Genomic DNA, 15,782 nt, shown 5'->3' with positions numbered 1-15,782 from the left:
GCTTGGCTTATCGGCCGCGACGTCGGCTCGCGCGGCCCTGCCTTCCTTTGGCAGCATCCGGCTGCGATGATCCGGAGGGTCATGAGCGGAAAGACACGCCATCTCCGCCTGGGATTGCTGGGCCTTGCGCTCTTCGGCCTGGGGAGCGCCGCGCTCGGTCAGCCAGGCGGCAGGGGGCCGCAGGTTATCCCGCGCGATCCGCTGCCCTATGGACCGGGTGGCATCTACCAGCGGATTCCGGCCCGCGATGAATTCGGGCGGGATCAGCTTGCGATGTTCCGGATCTGGAACCCCGATCCGCGGGCCAATCACGCGGCCAACCTGCGCGCCATCGCACCGGCCCTCGCCAGGGTGGTGCGCAAGGCGCAGGCTGACAATCCAGGCCTCAGCTTCGTGATCGGCTCAGGCAGGCGTGACCGCAAGCTGCAACGCGTCGCGGTTGCCTGGGGCTGGTCGATGACCCGCGCCAGCCCGCATCGGTCGGGCAGGGCGGTGGATCTGTGGGCGCTCGATCAGGCGGGACGGGTCGTGTTCGACCCGGACATCCAGAACCGGATCGCGGCCGCGATGAAGCTGGCCGCCAATGACCTCGGCGTATCGCTCAGATGGGGCGGCCATTTCCACGGCTACAGGCACATGGACCGCTCGCATTTCGAGCTGGCCTCGCCATGACCTCGACGGGCGCGCTGCGCGCCGGCGCGGCGGGAGCCTACAGCGCCACTCGTCGCCGGGAGAGGACCGCGCCCGCTCCCGCCAAGGCCGCCATGGCCGCCAGCAGCGCAGCGCTGCCGCAGAACAGCTGATCATAGCCGTGGCGCGTGATGAGCGGCGTGCTGAGCAGCGGCGAGCAGAACTGCCCGATGAAGATCGAGGCGGTCAGGATGCCGCCGCCGAGCCCCCGCACGCGCGCCGGCGTCAGCGTCAATGCGAGAGCGACGAAGCTCGGCGAGACCAGCGCATAACCCATGCCGATCGCAGCAGCCGCCGCGAACAGGGGCAAGGGCGCCCTGGCGAGAAGCAGCAGCGCGAAGCCGAGCGCCATCGCGGCGTAGCCCAGGCAGAACAGCCCCGCATAGCCCGTCGCGCGCTGGATGCGGGGATAGAGCAGGGCGAAGCCGCCGCCGGACAGCATCAGCGCGCCGAGGACCGCGCCGGTCATGACGCTGCTGCCATAGCCTCCCGCCTCCAGGAAGAAGGGCATCTGGGTCGGCATCACGAAGAAGAGCATGTTGGTCAGCGCCTGAAGCAGCACCAGCAGCGCGAGCATGACCGCCCAGGAGCGCTGCTCCTGCGCGCCTGCCATCGGCCTGGCGCCCGCCTGGGAAACCCGCGGCTGGTCGATGATGACCTTCCACATCAGGGGCAGGAAGGCCGCGGCGAGCCCGTAGATGGCGAAGGGCAGGCGCGGCGAGAGCGCCGCGACCCAGCCGGCGAGCGAGATGAAGACCAGGCCCCCGAAATTCCGGGCCGAGATCTGCAGCCCCATCAGGGCGCTGCGCTCGTCGCCGGTGAAATAGTCGCCGATCAGGGCGGTTTGCGCCGTCATGATCAGGGCGACGGCGGCGCCGAGCAGGAGGCGGCTGGCGAAGATCATCTGAAGATTGGGCAGGACGAGCCCGGCCGTCCCGGCTGCCAGGAACAGCAGCACGCCGGCGAGCAGCAGCCGCCGCCGTCCGAACCGGTCCGCCGCCAGCCCGACGAGCGGGGCGCAGAGCGCGACGCCGAGCGAGGGCGCCGGCACCAGGAGCCGCGTCAGCATGGCCGCGTTCGGGTCCCCGGCGAACAGGCGCTCGAGCCCCGGCAGCGCCGGGCTGATCGTGGCATTGGCCATCGTGGTGAGCGACGCGGCCAGCAGGAGCGCGATGGCGCGCCCATCCTGCCAGACCGGCCGTTTCTCTATCTCATACGCAGTTTCCATCGCTTTCCCTCTTGCTGAATCCGGCAGTTCGGGAGAGCGTACGAGTTCAAGTCGACTTGAGGTCAAGCATGCGTGTTCTGGACATTGGCGAGGTCGCTGAGCGTTCCGGCGTGCCGCCCTCGACACTGCGCTATTACGAGGAGATCGGCCTGATCCGCTCCCTCGGGCGGCATGGCCTGCGCCGCCAGTTCGACGGCGATGTCCTGCTGAAGCTCCAGCTCGTCAGCCTCGGCAAGGCGGCGGGCTTCTCCCTGGTCGAGATCGCCGCCATGTTCGGCCGGGACGGGCGGCCCGAGATCCCGCGCGGGCAGCTGCATGTCCGCGCCGATGAGCTGGAGCGGCAGATCCTGGATTTGCGGATGCTGCGGGACATGCTCCGGCACGTCGCAGATTGTCCCGCTCCGTCGCATCTGGAATGTCCGAACTTCCGCAAGCTCCTGACGACGGCGACGAGCAGGCGCGCTGCCGCCAAATCTCCAGGGCGCGCGGCGATGCCCAAGCCCGCGCGGAGAGGCTAGAGCATTTTCGAGCGAAGTGGACACCGGTTCGCCATCCGGTCCGATGATCCAGCTTCCTGTTTGCGCAACGGCATGTTCCGAAAGCTGCAATCCACTTTTCGGGCCGATAGGCTAAAAGGGCGGGATGGATACGCGCTTCCTCGAAAGCTTCACGACCGTTGTCGAAAGCGGCTCGTTGGCAGAGGCCGCGCGGCGTCTGAACCTGACGCCGGCTGCATTGGCGCAGCGCATCCGGGCGCTCGAACAGGAACTCGGCGTGCGCCTGCTCGCCCGCACCGGCCGCACCGTTCAGCCGACCGAGGCCGGCGCCGCTATCCTGGTGCGGGCGCGCCTGTTCCTGCGCGAGGTCCGCGATCTCAGGGCGCTGGCGGCCGGGGAGGGCATCACCGGCGAGCTCAGGCTGGGGGCGATCTCCTCGGCGCTGACCGGCATCCTGCCGGACGTCTTGCAAGGTCTCTCGGCCCGCTACGAGAATCTCGAGCTCTATGTCGTGCCCGGCACCTCCAAGAACCTCTATGCCGATGTCCTCGGCGGCGATATCGACGCGGCCGTGGTCGTCGAGCCGCCCTTCGCGCTGCCGAAGACCTGTGGCTGGCAGATGTTCCGCGAGGAGCCGCTGGTGCTGATCACGCCGGCCGCACTGAAGCGCACCGGGGTCAAGGATATCCTGCGGCACGAGCCCTTCATCCGCTATGACCGCAACCATTGGGGCGGGCGCTATGGCGATGCCTATTTGCGCAAGGTCCGCATCCGGCCGAAGGAGCGTTTCGAGCTCGACGCGCTCGATGCGATCGCGGTGCTGGTCGATCGCGGCCTCGGCGTCTCGCTCGTGCCGGACTGGTCGCCGCCCTGGCCGGAGGGGCTCGCCCTGAACAAATTGCGCCTGCCCGGCTCGGTGCTGGGCCGGCGCATCGGCCTGGTCTGGCTCAGGAACTCGCCGCGCTCGCGGCTGATCCGGGCCTTCATGGACGAGGTCCGCACGACCGGCTGGGATGATGGAACGCGCTGACCATGACTGACCTGACGATGACTGACCTGACGATGCTGAAACAGGCCGCCGCGGCGCGGGCGCTCGGGCCGGTCTGCGACTGCCACATGCATATCTATGGGCCTTATGACCGGTTCCCGCTGCCGCCGGGCGACAATTCGCCGGAATGGACGCTCGCCGACTACCGAGCGGTCTGCGCCAGGCTCGGCGTCACCCGCACGGTCTTCGTCCAGCCGCTCGCCTATCGGACCGACCACAGCGCCATGCTGGCGGCCATGGCCGAGACGGGCGCACAGAATGCGCGCGGCATCGCCATCGTCGCGCCCGATACCCCGGACCAGGAGCTTCGCGAGCTGGCGGCGGCCGGGGTGAGGGGCCTGCGGGTCATGACGACCGAGCCCGGCACGCTCGGCCTTGCCGAGGCCCCGGCCATCGCGCGCCGCGTCGCGCCGCTGGGCTGGCACCTGCAGATCCAGGGCGACGGCCGCGACATCGCCAACTGGCCGGCGGTGATCGACGCCCTGCCGACGCAGGTGGTGATCGACCATCTCGGCCGCCTGCCGCTGGGTGACGGCATCGAGGGCCCCGCCTTCAAGGCGCTGCTCGCCCTGCTCGATACCGGCAAGGTCTGGCTCAAGCTCTCGGCGCTCTATTATGGCCTTGGCGAGGGCGGCAGCGACTGGTCCGAGGTGGCGCTGCGCGTGCGGACGCTGGCGCAGGCGCATGCCGACAGGCTGGTCTGGGGCCTGAACTGGCCGCACCCGCGCTTTCCGGTCGGCAACAAGCCGGATGATGCGGCGCAGTTCGAGGAGTTCCTCTCCTGGCTGCCCGATGCGGGCCTGCGTCGGCGCATCCTCGTCGACAACCCGGCGAAGCTCTACGGCTTCGCCTGACGCTCGCGCCGCGCCTTGGCGCGGGCGGCCTCGTCGACATAATCATGCGAGGAACGCGCGCCGCCCTGGAAGAACAGGGCGGGGTCGGCCGGATCGAGCGCCGAGGCGGAGCCTGCGACCTCCGCCGCGAAATCCTCGGCATTGTCGTGCGGGCGGAAGCCGACATAGCCGGCCTTGCCATTGTCCCACCAGGAGCGGTCATTGTCGGAGACGCCGTAGAGGGCCGTCCAGCCGAGATGCGGCGTCGTCAGGCAGCGCAGCACGAGCTGGTCGAGATCGTCATAGCTCAGCCAGGTCGCGAGCGAGCGCTCGTCATTCGGCCTGGCCAGCGCCGAGCCGATGCGCAGGCAGGCGCTCTCGATGCCGTATTTGTCCCAGTAGTAGCGCGAGAGCGACTCGCCGAAGCATTTGCTGACGCCGTAGAGGCTGTCCGGCCGCAGCGGCGCGTCGAGATCGATCTGCTCGCTGCGCGGATACATGCCGATGACATGGTTGCTGCTGGCATAGACCACGCGCAGAACGCCCTGCCGCCGCGCCGCCTCGTAGAGATTGTAGGTGCCGGCGATGTTGACCTCCATCACGCTGCCCCAGTCGTTGCGGCTGAGCGAGCCGCCGAAATGCACGATCGCATCCATCCCGGAGACGAGCCGCTCCACGGCCTCGGCATCGCGCAGGTCGCAGGGCACGATCTCCTCGTTCTCCTCTGCCTCCTCCACCGGCGCGATGTCGGAGAGACGCAGCTGCGCGAAGCCCTGGCGCAGGGCGGGGCGCAGCCGGCGGCCGAGCGCGCCTGCGGCGCCGGTGAGCAGGATGGAGCGGAGCATGCCGGGACCTCTTTGCGGAGCCCCGAAACGGGGCACGGACGGGGCATTGTCCCGGCAAATCTAGCGGAGGAAGTACAGCGCGGGACATTACTTTTTATGATGTTCAGAAGGTAGGTCAGCATAGGTTGACCGATCGATTTCCCGGCCACCATACTCTGCGTCAACACGACAAGAGGTGGGGACGATGAGCCCTGCCCATGCTCTCAAGGGGAGGATTTCGATGCGTTCCACGACGTGGTCCAAGCTATTGCTCTCGCTCGCCGTCGCCGGCCTGACCTCGGCCGCGCTGGCGCAGGAGCCGCCGAAGCCGGGCGAAAGCCCGCGTGTCGACGCCATCCGCAAGTCCGGCGTGCTGCGCGTCGGCATGCTGGCGAACCCGCCCTGGCTGTTCGAGAACACGACCGGCGGCGGCCAGCGCTGGGAAGGGCCGGCCTGGGTGCTGGCGAATGAATATGCCCGGCTGCTCGGCGTGAAGATCCAGGAGGTCGCGGTCAGCAACGACACCAAGATCCCGGTGCTGCCGACCAATCAGGTCGATCTCACGCTTGCGCCCGTCGCCGAGACGCCGGAGCGCCTCGCGGTGGTCGATTTCGTGCTCTACACCAAGCAGAGCCTGTGCATGTTCGGGCTGGCCTCGAACGAGCGCTTCGCCAAGGCGAAGTCCATCGACGACCTGAACGATCCGAGCGTGACGGTCGCCTATCTGGTCGGCGCGGCGCAGGAGCCCTGGGTCAAGGAGCGCTTCGCCAAGGCCAAGCAGCGCGGGCAGATCACCTCGAACGTCGTCCCTGTCGACGAGATCATCGCGCGCCGGGCCGATGCCGCTCCGGTCAACACCTTCGCCTGGATCGCGCTCAACCGGAAGGTCAAGGGCCTCGCCGTCCTGCCCAAGGAGAATAATTGCCAGGACAGCACCGAGAAGTCGCAGCCGGTCGGCCTCGCCGTCAACAAGAACGAGGTCGTCTACCGCGACTGGATGCGCAAGGTCGCCGACAGCATGACCGACAAGCTCAAGGCCGAAGAGCTGCGCGTCATCAACGAGAAGATGTAGGCGGCAGCGCAGAGCATTTCCGCGTTTCTCCGAAACACGAAAATTCTCTATCTATTTGTTTTGACGCATTTTCTTCACGCGAACCGGTCTCCACTTCGCTCGAAAATGCTTCTGGTAGCCGTCCGCTCGGGGCGAGGGTCCAGTGCTCGAATTCGATTTCTCGCCGCTTGTCGAGAGCTGGCGCTTCCTGGCTCTCGGCCTTTCGGTGACGCTTGGCCTCGCCGCCGCCGTCATCGTCTCCGCCTCGCTCCTCGGGGTGCTCGTCGGCGTCGGCCGGGTCTACGGGCCGCGCTGGCTCAGGGTCCTGCTCACCTTCTATGTCGACTCGATGCGCGCCGTGCCGGTGCTCGTCGTGCTGGTCTGGACCTTCTTCGCCTTCCCGCTCGCGGTCGGCATCACCTTGCCGCCGCTGATCGCGGCCTTCGTCGCGCTGACCTTCCATGTCGGCTCCTATGTCTCGGAGATCGTGCGCGGCGGCATCGAGTCGGTCCGCACCGGCCAGATGCGGGCGGCGCTGGCGCTCGGCATGACGACCGGCCAGGCGATCCGCCAGGTCGTGCTGCCCCAGGCCGCGATCCGCATGCTGCCGCCCTACGCGACGATCGTGACCATGACGATCAAGGAGACCGCCGTCTCGGCCGTGATCGCGGTGCCTGAATTCATGCGCTCCTCCGAGGTCGTCTCCTCGCAATCCCTCCGCCCGCTCGAGGTCTATACGGTGGCGCTCGTCGTCTACTTCCTCCTGATGTTCCCCGTGGCCCGCGGCGTCGACCGGATCTACCGCCGCCTTGCGCATCTGGGGCGGTCATGACCTACGACTGGAGCGTCCTCTGGCAATATCGCGGCGCCTTCCTGAGCGGCGTCGGCACCACGATCCTGCTCTCGGTGCTGACCATGGCGATCGCGCTGCCGGGCGGCGTGCTGATCATGCTGCTGCGGCGCTCGCAAGTCGCGCCGGTCGCCTTCCTCGGCACGGCCTATGTCGAGTTCTTCCGCAACGTGCCGGCGATCCTGCTGGTCTACTGGACCTTCTACGTCCTGCCGATCGTCGCGGCCGTCGACATCCCGCCCTTCACCACCGGGCTGCTGGCGCTGGCGCTCTCGGTCACCGCCTATAATGCCGAGGCCTTCCGCGCCGGCGTCAGCTCGATCCGGCAGGGGCAATGGAATGCGGGTCTCGCGCTCGGCATGACCCGCAGCCAGACCTTCCTGAAGATCATCCTGCCCCAGGCGGTCTCGCGCGTCGTCCCGGCGATCGCCAATAACTGGGTCTCGCTGTTCAAGAACACCTCGCTGGTCTCGGTCATCGCGGTCGGCGACCTCGCCTACAACGCGATGCAGGTGCGCTCACAGACCTACCGCATCCTCGAAGTCCTGACGGCGCTCGCCGTCATCTACTGGGCCCTCGGCTTCCCCCAGGCGAAGTTCGTCGACTGGCTGCAGAAGCGCTACGGAGTGAAGGAATGACCGATCCCGTCAACGCCGCCCGCGTCGGCGCCGACCGGCCACCGGTCATCGTCTACGAGGACGTGGTCAAGCGCTATGGCGGCTTCGTCGCGCTGAACGGCGTCTCGGCCCAGGTGCATCAGGGCGAGGTCGTCTGCCTGATCGGTCCGTCCGGCTCCGGCAAGTCGACCCTGCTTCGCTGCACCAACGCGCTGGAGCCGATCGAGGGCGGGCGCATCGTCTTCGAGGGCGGCACCCTGCCGACCCCCGCGCTCGCCGCCCCGGTGCGTCGGCGCATGGGCATGGTCTTCCAGAATTTCGAGCTGTTCCCGCACAAGACCGCGCTCGAGAACGTCGCCATCGGCCCGCGCACCGTGCTCGGCACCGACAAGGCCGTTGCCGAGGAGAAGGCGCGGGCCCTGCTCGCCAAGGTCGGTCTCGGCGACAAGGCGGCGAGCTATCCGAGCGAGCTGTCCGGCGGCCAGCAGCAGCGCGTCGCCATTGCCCGCGCCCTCGCCATGGAGCCGGAGGTCATGCTCTTCGACGAGCCGACCTCGGCGCTCGATCCCGAGACCGTCGGCGAGGTGCTCAACGTCATGAAGCGCCTCGCCGAGGAGGGCATGACGATGATCGTCGTCACCCATGAGATGACCTTCGCGCGCCGCGTCGGCAACTGGGTCGTCGTCTTCGACAAGGGCCGCGTCGTCGAGGAGGGCGTGCCCAGGCAGGTCTTCGAGGCGCCGCGCGAGCAGCGTACGCGAGACTTCTTCAGCCACCTGGCCTGGAACGGCTGATGCCCCCGCATCGCCGCCAGAGCCCGATCTCCGCCCCTCGCTACGGGAAGCCAAGCCCATGAAGATCGCCCGCGTCCAGGCCTATCACCTCACCAATATCCCGATCACGCCGCCGCCCTTCCGCAAGCTGCCGAATGTCGAGCAGGCGATCATGGTCGAGATCGAGACCGACGATGGGCTCGTCGGCTGGGCGATGGGCGGCTACGCCCACCCGATCATCGTCAATTTCATCAACCGCTACGTCCAGCCGGTGCTGATCGGCGAGGACCCGGTCCTGATCGAGCGGATCAACTACAAGCTCTGGAAGCAGTTCATCTTCGCCCATCGCGATCTCGGCCGCTCGCTGGTCAGCGGCCTGGCGATGATCGACATCGCGCTCTGGGACATCAAGGGCAAGGCCTGCGGACGCTCGGTCCATCACCTCATCGGCGGCGCCTTCGACAAGATCCCGGTCTACATCACCCATGGCGCCGCCTATGGCGGGGCGCCGGTCTACAGCGTCGAGGAACTCGCGGCCGAGTCGAAGCACCTCGTCGCGCTCGGCAACACCCACTTGAAGAACACGGTCGGCCGCCAGACGGTGCCGGACCCGGATGACGACTATATCCGCATGAAGGCGATGCGCGACGCGGTCGGTCCGAACGTCAAGATCGCCATGGACGGCAATGCCCGCATGACCGCGATCCAGGCGATCCGCCTCTGCGAGATGTGCCGCGATCTCGACATCGCCTTCTTCGAGGAGCCGCTGCTCGACAACGACCCCCGCCTGATGCTCGAGCTCAAGGCCAAGACCAGCATCCCGATGGCGATCGCCGAGAACGCCAAATATTCGATCCGCGACCAGCTCATCGCCGGCGCGGTCGATATCGTGCAGCCCAATGTCAACAATGATGGCGGCTATACCGCCGGCATCCGCATCGCCGGCATGGCCAAGGCCTTCAACAAGCCGATCAGCCACGGCAACGGCGCCGGCCCGCACAATGTCGCGCTCCAGGCCGGCCTGATGAACGGCACGCTGGTCGAGTACCATTTCCACAAATGGATGGCCTACAACGCCATCTTCGAGGAGGTGCCGCAGCCCGTCGACGGCTTCCTCCATGTCTCGACCAGGCCCGGCACCGGGCTCTGGCCCAAGGACGGGCTGATCAAGGAATTCAACACGCCGGTCTGACGGGAGAGCCTCCTCTCCCGCCCGACGCGGCCTGCCCATGGGACCAAAGCGATGAATTTTGGAATAGACGGCAAGACGGCGCTCGTCTTCGGCGCGGGCGGCGGCCTGGGCGGCGCGATCGCCCGCAGCCTGGCGCAGGAGGGCGCGCGCGTCGTCGCCGCCGACATCAATCTCGAGGCGGCGCAGGCGACCGCGGCCGCGATCACCGCCGCCGGCGGCACGGCCGAGGCGCTCGCCTGGGACCTCGCCGATCTCGCCTCGATCGACGCCCATGTCGCCGGCATCGAGGCGCGCCATGGCGGCATCGACATCCTCGTCAACAACACTGGTGGCCCGCCGCCGACGCCGGCCGCCGGCCAGGACCCGGCGCTCTGGGAGGGCAGCTTCCGCGCCATGGTGCTCTCGGTCATCGCCATCACCGACCGTGTCCTGCCCGGCATGCGCGCCCGCCGCTGGGGCCGGGTCGTCACCTCTGCCTCCTCCGGCGTCGTCGCGCCGATCCCCAATCTCGGCGTCTCCAACGCGTTGCGCGCCAGCCTCGTCGGCTGGTCGAAGACGCTGGCGCGCGAGGTCGCCCGCGACGGCGTCACCTGCAATGTCGTCGTGCCCGGCCGCATCGCGACCAAGCGCATCACCTTCCTCGACGAGCAGAAGGCCAAGCGCGAAGGCCGCAGCACCGAGGAGGTCTCGGCCGAAAGCACCAGCACCATCCCCGCCGGCCGCTATGGCGACCCGCAGGAATACGCCGATGTCGTCGCCTTCCTGGCGAGCGCGAAGGCGTCCTACGTCACCGGCTCGATCGTCCGCGTGGACGGCGGCCTCATCCAGAGCATCTGAGGATAAGACCATGGCTCTCGACCAAGCGGCTATCAAGGCCCTGCAGGCGGTCTCGACCGCCACCCTCACCACGGTCCTGCTCAAGAAGGGCCTGCGCAATGTCTGGATGCGCGGCACCAAGCCGCTGAAGCCCGGCCAGCCGCGCATCGTCGGCCCGGCCTTCACCTTGCGCTTCGTCCCGGCGCGCGAGGACCTGGCGACGCCGGCTTCCTGGGCCTCGCCGATCTCGACCCGCGCCGCCATCGAGGCGATGCCGGAGGGCTGCGTCGCCGTGGTCGACGCGATGGGCGTCACTGACGCCGGCATTTTCGGCGACATCCTCTGCGCCCGCATGGCCAAGCGCAATGTCGCCGCGCTGGTCACCGACGGCGTGGTGCGCGACGTTGCCGGCGTGCTCGATAGCGGTCTCGATGTCTGGTGCAACGGCATCTCGGCGCCGCCCTCGGTCGCCGGCCTGACCTTCGTCGCCTGGCAGGAGCCGATCGGCTGCGGCGGCGTCGCCGTCTTCCCGAACGACGTGGTGGTCTGCGACCAGGACGGCGCGGTGCTGATCCCCGCCGCCTATCTCGACCAGATCCTCGCCGAGGCGCCGGAGCAGGAGCGCATGGAAGCCTGGATCATGGACGAGGTCGGCCGCGGCGTGCCTCTGCCCGGGCTCTATCCGATGAACGAGGAGACCAAGGCGCGCTACGCGACGAGTGCAAAGGCGTAAGGCGTCCCGATCGCCCGGGGGCAGGACGCTCCGGCAAGCGCGTGCGCCAGAGCATTTTCGAGCGAAGTGGATACCGGTTCGCGTGAAGAAAATGCGTCAAAACAAAGGGCCAGAGAGTTTTCGCTTTCGGAGAAACGCGGAAATGCTCTGGCTGCCGATCACGCTCGACAAGCTGCAATGAGGGGCGGGCGCATCACCGCTTCGCCGCCCGCGTCCGGTCGAGCCCGGCGGCGACGAGGTCGATCGCCAGGGCCAGGATCATCGCGCCCGAGCCGATGAAGAAGAGCAGCCGGTAGTTGCCCCCGGTCGCGGAGAAGACGAAGGACAGGCCATAGGCGGCCGCAGCCTGGAACAGGGCGAAGAACACCGTCGCCAGGCTCCAGGCGACCTTCTGCTGCGCCGGATGATGCGGCAGCAATTCGCCGATGCGCCCCAGCACCAGCGGAACCGTCCCGGTCACGAAGGCGCCGACCACGACGCTGGAGGCCATCAGCCAGGCCTCGCCGAGCCCGAAGGCCGGGATCGCGACGGCGACGGCCTCGATCGTGAAGCTCAGGCGCAGGGCCGCGCCGAAGCCGATGCGGTCGGCGAGATGGCCGGCGAGCACCGGCCCGACCGTGGCGCCGATCCCGAACAGGACCCAGAAGCGGGCGCCGATCTCGACGCCTTCGCCGAGGCCGCGCGCCACGAAATCGACGAGGAAGATCATGTGCGGCACCCAGCCGGCCGCATTCAGTGCGTATTCGAGATAGAGCGCGCGCAAGGTCAGGCGCTTGGGCACATGGACCTCGCGTGCGGCCGGCGCGCTGGCCACCGGCGCAGCCTCGCTCGGCCAGCCGGTCCAGGCGATGGCCGCCAGGATCAGCGACAGGGCGCCAAGACCGAACCAGGCTTCCTGCAGGCCCTGCCGGAGCAGGAGCGGGACGAGCGTGCCGGAGGCGGCGACCCCGACCCCGACGCCCATGAAGATCAGGCCGCTCGCCAGGCCCCGCCGCGACGGGCCGATATGCGGCAGCACGCTCGGCGCGGCCAGCACCATCAGCGCGCCGCCCGCGGCGCCCGCGACGAAGCGCCAGGTGAAGAACCACAGGAAACTGAGCGGGAAGGCGCAGGCGAAGAAGGAGGTCGTCGCGACCAGCATCATGATCCGGATCGTCGTGACCAGCGAGAGCTGTCCGGCGATCCTGCGTCCGAGCAGCGCGCCCGCCAGATAGCCGGCGAGGTTGGCGGCGCCGAGATAGGCGGCCGCGGAGGGCTCGAACCAATGCGCGCCGATGATCGCCGGCAGTAGCGGCGTATAGGCGAAGCGGGCGAGCCCGATACCGATCAGGCTGGTGCAGAAGGCGCACAGGATCGCGCGGCGGGCGAGGGCGTTGGGGGCGCCGCCCTTTTTGTGATCGGCCCCATGAATGACATCGCCGGCCATGCGTCGTCTCTCGATCTGTTTGACGGTCGGATCATAGGGCTTCCTGCCAATCTGCAGAAACGGGATATTGTGATATCGGCTATCTCGTGAGCAGATAGCTCTCTTTCGGCAGGTGAGTGATGGACGTCTCCGATCTGACGGTTTTCGAGGCGGTGTCGCGCCATGGCAGCATGAACCGGGCAGCGCAGGAGCTGCATACGGTGCAGTCGAATGTCACGGCCCGCATCCGCACGCTCGAACAGGAATTGGGTGTCAGCCTGTTCCAGCGTCATGCCCGCGGCGTTCTGACGACGCCGGCAGGGCAGCGCCTCCTGCCTTTCGTCGGGCGCATCACCAGGCTGCTCGGCGAGGCGCAGGCGGCGGCGCAGGATGACGGCACGCCGAGCGGCACGCTCCTGTTCGGTAGCCTGGAAACGACGACCGCGCTGCGGCTCTCACCCCTGCTGCCGCGCTTTGCCAGGAGCCATCCGGCGGTCCGGCTGGTGCTCACCACCGGGACGACGCGCAAGCTGCTGGACGAGGTCATCGCCTGCCGGCTCGAAGGCGCGTTCGTGTCCGGCCCGGTCAATCAAGCTGGCCTCGAGCAGGAGGTCGTCTTCCACGAGGAGCTCGTCCTGGTCACCGCGCCCGGCATCCGCACGCCGGCGGAGCTGCGGCATATCCCCGACCTGAGGACCATCGTCTTCCAGATCGGCTGCTCCTATCGCCAGCGCCTGGAAACGCTGATCGCGGAGATGGGCATCGTCACCGCCAAACCTCTGGAATTCGGCTCGCTGGACGCGATCATCAGCTGCGCATCGGCGGGGATCGGCGTCACCCTGCTGCCGAAAGGCCTGGTCGCCGAAGCCGGGCGGGATGGCAGGGTCGCCATTCATGAACTGCCCGCCGAGCGGGCGCAGGTCGAGACGCTATTCGTGCGCCGCTCCGATGTCCATGTCTCGAGCGCCATGGCGGCGCTGCTCGCCATGGCGAAAGCCGTGCAGGGGCAGGATCAGGTGGCAGCCTGAGCCGCGCGTCCTGCCGCGTGCAGAAAAGGCGGCCCTCAGGCCGCCTTCTTGCCGGCGTCCTTGCTGGCGTCGAACGGGATTTCGACATCGACCGCGAGGGTCGAGACCTTCGCGCCACGCTCCATCCTGACGCTGACCTTGTCGTCGTCGATCTGCATGTGCTTGGCGATGACGCGCAGGATTTCGTCGCGCAGCTGGCTGACGAGATCCGAGCCGCCCGTCGAGGCGCGCTCATGGGCGAGGAGCACCTGCAATCGCTCGCGGGCGGCGGGCGCCGACGGCGAGCGGGAAAAGAGGCGAAGGAAATTCATGCCGCTTTCCTCCCGAAGAACTTGCCGAAGAAGCTCCGCTTCTCGCCGGGAACGGCGACCGGCAGGGTTTCGCCACGCAGGCGGCGCACCGCATCGAAATAGGCGAGGGCCGGCGCGGAGCGCTCATCCGCCAGGGTGACGGGGGCGCCGAGATTGGAGGCGCGCAGCACGTCCATGCTTTCCGGGATGATGCCGAGCAGCGGGATCGACAGGATCTCGAGGACGTCGTCGACCTTGAGCATGTCGCCGCGCTCGGCGCGGGCCGGGTCGTAGCGGGTGAGGAGCAGGTGCTTCTCCATGCGCTCGCCATTTTCGGCCTTGACCGTCTTGGAATCGAGCAGGCCGATGATGCGGTCGGAATCGCGCACGGAGGAGACTTCCGGATTGGTCACGACGATGGCCACGTCGGCATGGCGCATGGCGAGCGTCGCGCCGCGCTCGATGCCGGCCGGGCTGTCGCAGATGACCCAGTCGAACCCGGTTTTCAGCGCGCCGATCACCGCCTCGACGCCCTCAGCGGTGAGATTGTCCTTGTCGCGCGTCTGCGAGGCCGGCAGCAGGTAGAGCGACTCCAGCCGCTTGTCGCGGATCAGCGCCTGGGTGATCTTGGCTTCGCCCTGGATCACGTTGACGAGGTCGTAGACCACGCGCCGCTCGGCGCCCATGACCAGGTCGAGATTGCGCAGGCCGACATCGAAATCCACGACCACGACCTTCTCGCCGCTCTGTGCGAGCGCGGCGCCGAGCGCGGCCGAGGACGTCGTCTTGCCGACGCCGCCCTTGCCCGATGTGACCACGATGACCTTGCCCATTGACCTCTCCTGTTGTTGTGGACGCGCCGTCGGTTCAGGCGAGTGATCCAACCTTGAAGGTTTCACCTTCGAGCCAGAACTGGACCGCCTTGCCGCGCAGGCCGGGCTCCAGATCCTCGGCCGTCTTGTAGTAGCCGTCGATCGAGACCAGCTCCGCTTCGAGCTTGCGGCAGAAGATGCGCGCCGAGGCATTGCCCATCGTGCCCGCCATCGCGCGGCCCCTCAGCGTGCCGTAAATATGGATCGAGCCGCCGGCGACGATTTCCGCGCCGGATGCGACCGAGCCGACGACCGTCACGTCGCCCTCGGGGAAGAACAGCGCCTGTCCCGAGCGCACCGGCTGGGTGACGACGAGCGACGGCGTGACCTGGGTCGGCAGCTGGACGGAGGGCGCGAGGCTCTCGACGATTTCGGCATCCTTGGCCGCTTCGGCCGTGACCGGCTCGGCTGCGGCGGGCTCCGCTGCGACGGGCTCCTCGAAATCCGAGGCCGCCCGCCCGCCGGACATGGCCGGCGGCAGGTCGGCGCCGAGCATCGAGGGGCGTGCCCCCTCGATCCCCATGATCCTGACCTTGCGCGAGCCGAGCTGGCTGACCATGTCGCGAAGCTGCGACCGGTCGATCTCCAGGCCTTCGATATCGAGCACCACCGGCCGCCGCAGGAAGAACCCGGCGGAGCGGGAGGCCAGATCGTCGAGCCGCACCAGCCAGTCCTCGAAGGGAAGCTCCGGGGTCAGCGTCAGCGCAAGGTAGGATCGCCCCTTGAGGCGGATGGGCCGGGGTTGGGTTAACACGTCGGTCATCTTGGTAAATTTTCGGTTGCTCAGATGTATCGAGAAAATGGTTAACGACCGGTAAATTGCTGGCTCATTTTCGTGGGGAAACGCCTTCGAGAAATCCGCGTATGCGATGAAAAGAGTTGTATTATCAGCGGCTTATATTTTTAATGAGGCGTTAAGGCCGAGACTTTTCGGGCGCTGCCGAAGCCTGTGCGGAAGCTGCCTGCAAGGACGCCCCTCGCCGCGCTTCGGAGCCCCGCCACGAGACCCCTGGCCGTCTGGCGAGGTGGCTTTTC

18 protein-coding genes are annotated in these 15,782 nt (G+C 67.9%); 12 read left to right on the top strand and 6 right to left on the bottom strand.

Annotated elements, in window-relative coordinates; all coding sequences use genetic code 11:
* Positions 1 to 81: 81 nt before the first annotated feature.
* A complete protein-coding gene (locus tag EV560_RS19070; protein ID WP_165923537.1) occupies positions 82 to 672 on the top strand; it encodes a M15 family metallopeptidase in 591 nt (196 codons plus the stop codon).
* 37 nt (positions 673 to 709) lie between these two features.
* On the opposite strand, the gene EV560_RS19065 is transcribed toward EV560_RS19070, so the two are convergent.
* On the bottom strand, positions 710 to 1,918 hold the full coding sequence (locus EV560_RS19065) for an MFS transporter (RefSeq protein ID WP_131857387.1): 1,209 nt from the start codon (positions 1,916 to 1,918) through the stop codon (positions 710 to 712).
* Positions 1,919 to 1,986: 68 nt separating this feature from the next.
* On the opposite strand from EV560_RS19065, the gene EV560_RS19060 reads away from it, so the two are divergent.
* From EV560_RS19060 to EV560_RS19050, 3 genes are all read left to right on the top strand, one after another.
* Positions 1,987 to 2,436, top strand: a complete 450-nt coding sequence (locus tag EV560_RS19060) for a helix-turn-helix domain-containing protein (RefSeq protein WP_131857386.1) — start codon at positions 1,987 to 1,989, stop codon at positions 2,434 to 2,436.
* A 124-nt stretch (positions 2,437 to 2,560) separates the two neighbouring features.
* On the top strand, positions 2,561 to 3,445 hold the full coding sequence (locus EV560_RS19055; protein WP_131857385.1) for a LysR family transcriptional regulator: 885 nt from the start codon (positions 2,561 to 2,563) through the stop codon (positions 3,443 to 3,445).
* A gap of 2 nt (positions 3,446 to 3,447) precedes the next feature.
* Positions 3,448 to 4,317: an amidohydrolase family protein gene (locus tag EV560_RS19050; RefSeq protein WP_131857384.1), complete on the top strand. Its 870-nt coding sequence runs from the start codon at positions 3,448 to 3,450 to the stop codon at positions 4,315 to 4,317.
* Here the strand turns inward: EV560_RS19050 and EV560_RS19045 are convergent.
* Positions 4,302 to 5,141, bottom strand: coding sequence for an NAD-dependent epimerase/dehydratase family protein (locus EV560_RS19045; protein ID WP_131857383.1), 840 nt, complete (start codon positions 5,139 to 5,141; stop codon positions 4,302 to 4,304). The genes EV560_RS19050 and EV560_RS19045 overlap by 16 nt on opposite strands.
* 220 nt (positions 5,142 to 5,361) lie before the next feature.
* Here EV560_RS19045 and EV560_RS19040 point away from each other — a divergent pair, with 220 nt between their 5' ends.
* The 7 genes from EV560_RS19040 to EV560_RS19010 all read left to right on the top strand — a co-directional run bounded on the left by EV560_RS19040 (position 5,362) and on the right by EV560_RS19010 (position 11,152).
* Entirely contained in the window at positions 5,362 to 6,192 is an 831-nt protein-coding gene (locus EV560_RS19040) for a substrate-binding periplasmic protein (protein ID WP_131857382.1), read from the top strand.
* A gap of 142 nt (positions 6,193 to 6,334) precedes the next feature.
* Entirely contained in the window at positions 6,335 to 7,003 is a 669-nt protein-coding gene (locus EV560_RS19035; RefSeq protein ID WP_131857381.1) for an amino acid ABC transporter permease, read from the top strand.
* Entirely contained in the window at positions 7,000 to 7,659 is a 660-nt protein-coding gene (locus tag EV560_RS19030) for an amino acid ABC transporter permease (RefSeq protein WP_131857380.1), read from the top strand. Before EV560_RS19035 ends, EV560_RS19030 begins: the two co-directional genes overlap by 4 nt.
* Positions 7,656 to 8,432: an amino acid ABC transporter ATP-binding protein gene (locus EV560_RS19025; protein ID WP_131857379.1), complete on the top strand. Its 777-nt coding sequence runs from the start codon at positions 7,656 to 7,658 to the stop codon at positions 8,430 to 8,432. The genes EV560_RS19030 and EV560_RS19025 overlap by 4 nt, the downstream gene beginning before the upstream one ends.
* A gap of 58 nt (positions 8,433 to 8,490) precedes the next feature.
* Positions 8,491 to 9,603, top strand: coding sequence for a mandelate racemase/muconate lactonizing enzyme family protein (locus tag EV560_RS19020; RefSeq protein ID WP_131857378.1), 1,113 nt, complete (start codon positions 8,491 to 8,493; stop codon positions 9,601 to 9,603).
* Between the two features lie 51 nt (positions 9,604 to 9,654).
* Positions 9,655 to 10,440 (top strand): SDR family oxidoreductase, encoded by a 786-nt coding sequence (locus EV560_RS19015; RefSeq protein WP_131857377.1) that lies wholly within the window; start codon positions 9,655 to 9,657, stop codon positions 10,438 to 10,440.
* A gap of 10 nt (positions 10,441 to 10,450) precedes the next feature.
* Positions 10,451 to 11,152, top strand: coding sequence for a ribonuclease activity regulator RraA (locus tag EV560_RS19010; RefSeq protein ID WP_131857376.1), 702 nt, complete (start codon positions 10,451 to 10,453; stop codon positions 11,150 to 11,152).
* A 193-nt stretch (positions 11,153 to 11,345) separates the two neighbouring features.
* Here EV560_RS19010 and EV560_RS19005 read toward each other — a convergent pair whose 3' ends face one another.
* Positions 11,346 to 12,578: a YbfB/YjiJ family MFS transporter gene (locus EV560_RS19005; RefSeq protein ID WP_131857375.1), complete on the bottom strand. Its 1,233-nt coding sequence runs from the start codon at positions 12,576 to 12,578 to the stop codon at positions 11,346 to 11,348.
* A gap of 119 nt (positions 12,579 to 12,697) precedes the next feature.
* Between EV560_RS19005 and EV560_RS19000 the strand changes: the two genes are divergently transcribed.
* Positions 12,698 to 13,585, top strand: a complete 888-nt coding sequence (locus tag EV560_RS19000; RefSeq protein WP_131857374.1) for a LysR family transcriptional regulator — start codon at positions 12,698 to 12,700, stop codon at positions 13,583 to 13,585.
* Positions 13,586 to 13,620: 35 nt separating this feature from the next.
* Here the strand turns inward: EV560_RS19000 and minE are convergent, their stop codons facing one another.
* Genes minE through minC form a run of 3 tightly spaced genes read right to left on the bottom strand, consistent with a single transcriptional unit; the run spans position 13,621 to position 15,510 of the window.
* Positions 13,621 to 13,896, bottom strand: coding sequence for a cell division topological specificity factor MinE (gene minE / locus EV560_RS18995; RefSeq protein WP_131857373.1), 276 nt, complete (start codon positions 13,894 to 13,896; stop codon positions 13,621 to 13,623).
* A complete protein-coding gene (gene minD, locus EV560_RS18990; RefSeq protein ID WP_131857372.1) occupies positions 13,893 to 14,708 on the bottom strand; it encodes a septum site-determining protein MinD in 816 nt (271 codons plus the stop codon). Before minD ends, minE begins: the two co-directional genes overlap by 4 nt.
* Positions 14,709 to 14,742: 34 nt before the next feature.
* On the bottom strand, positions 14,743 to 15,510 hold the full coding sequence (minC, locus tag EV560_RS18985; protein ID WP_131857371.1) for a septum site-determining protein MinC: 768 nt from the start codon (positions 15,508 to 15,510) through the stop codon (positions 14,743 to 14,745).
* Positions 15,511 to 15,782: the final 272 nt, after the last annotated feature.

The sequence above is a fragment of the Allobosea sp. BK604 genome, assembly GCF_004341515.1.
Taxonomy (GTDB): domain Bacteria; phylum Pseudomonadota; class Alphaproteobacteria; order Rhizobiales; family Beijerinckiaceae; genus Allobosea.
The sequence above is the reverse complement of the archived record's forward strand: the minus strand, read 5'-3'. Positions and strand labels throughout refer to the sequence as shown.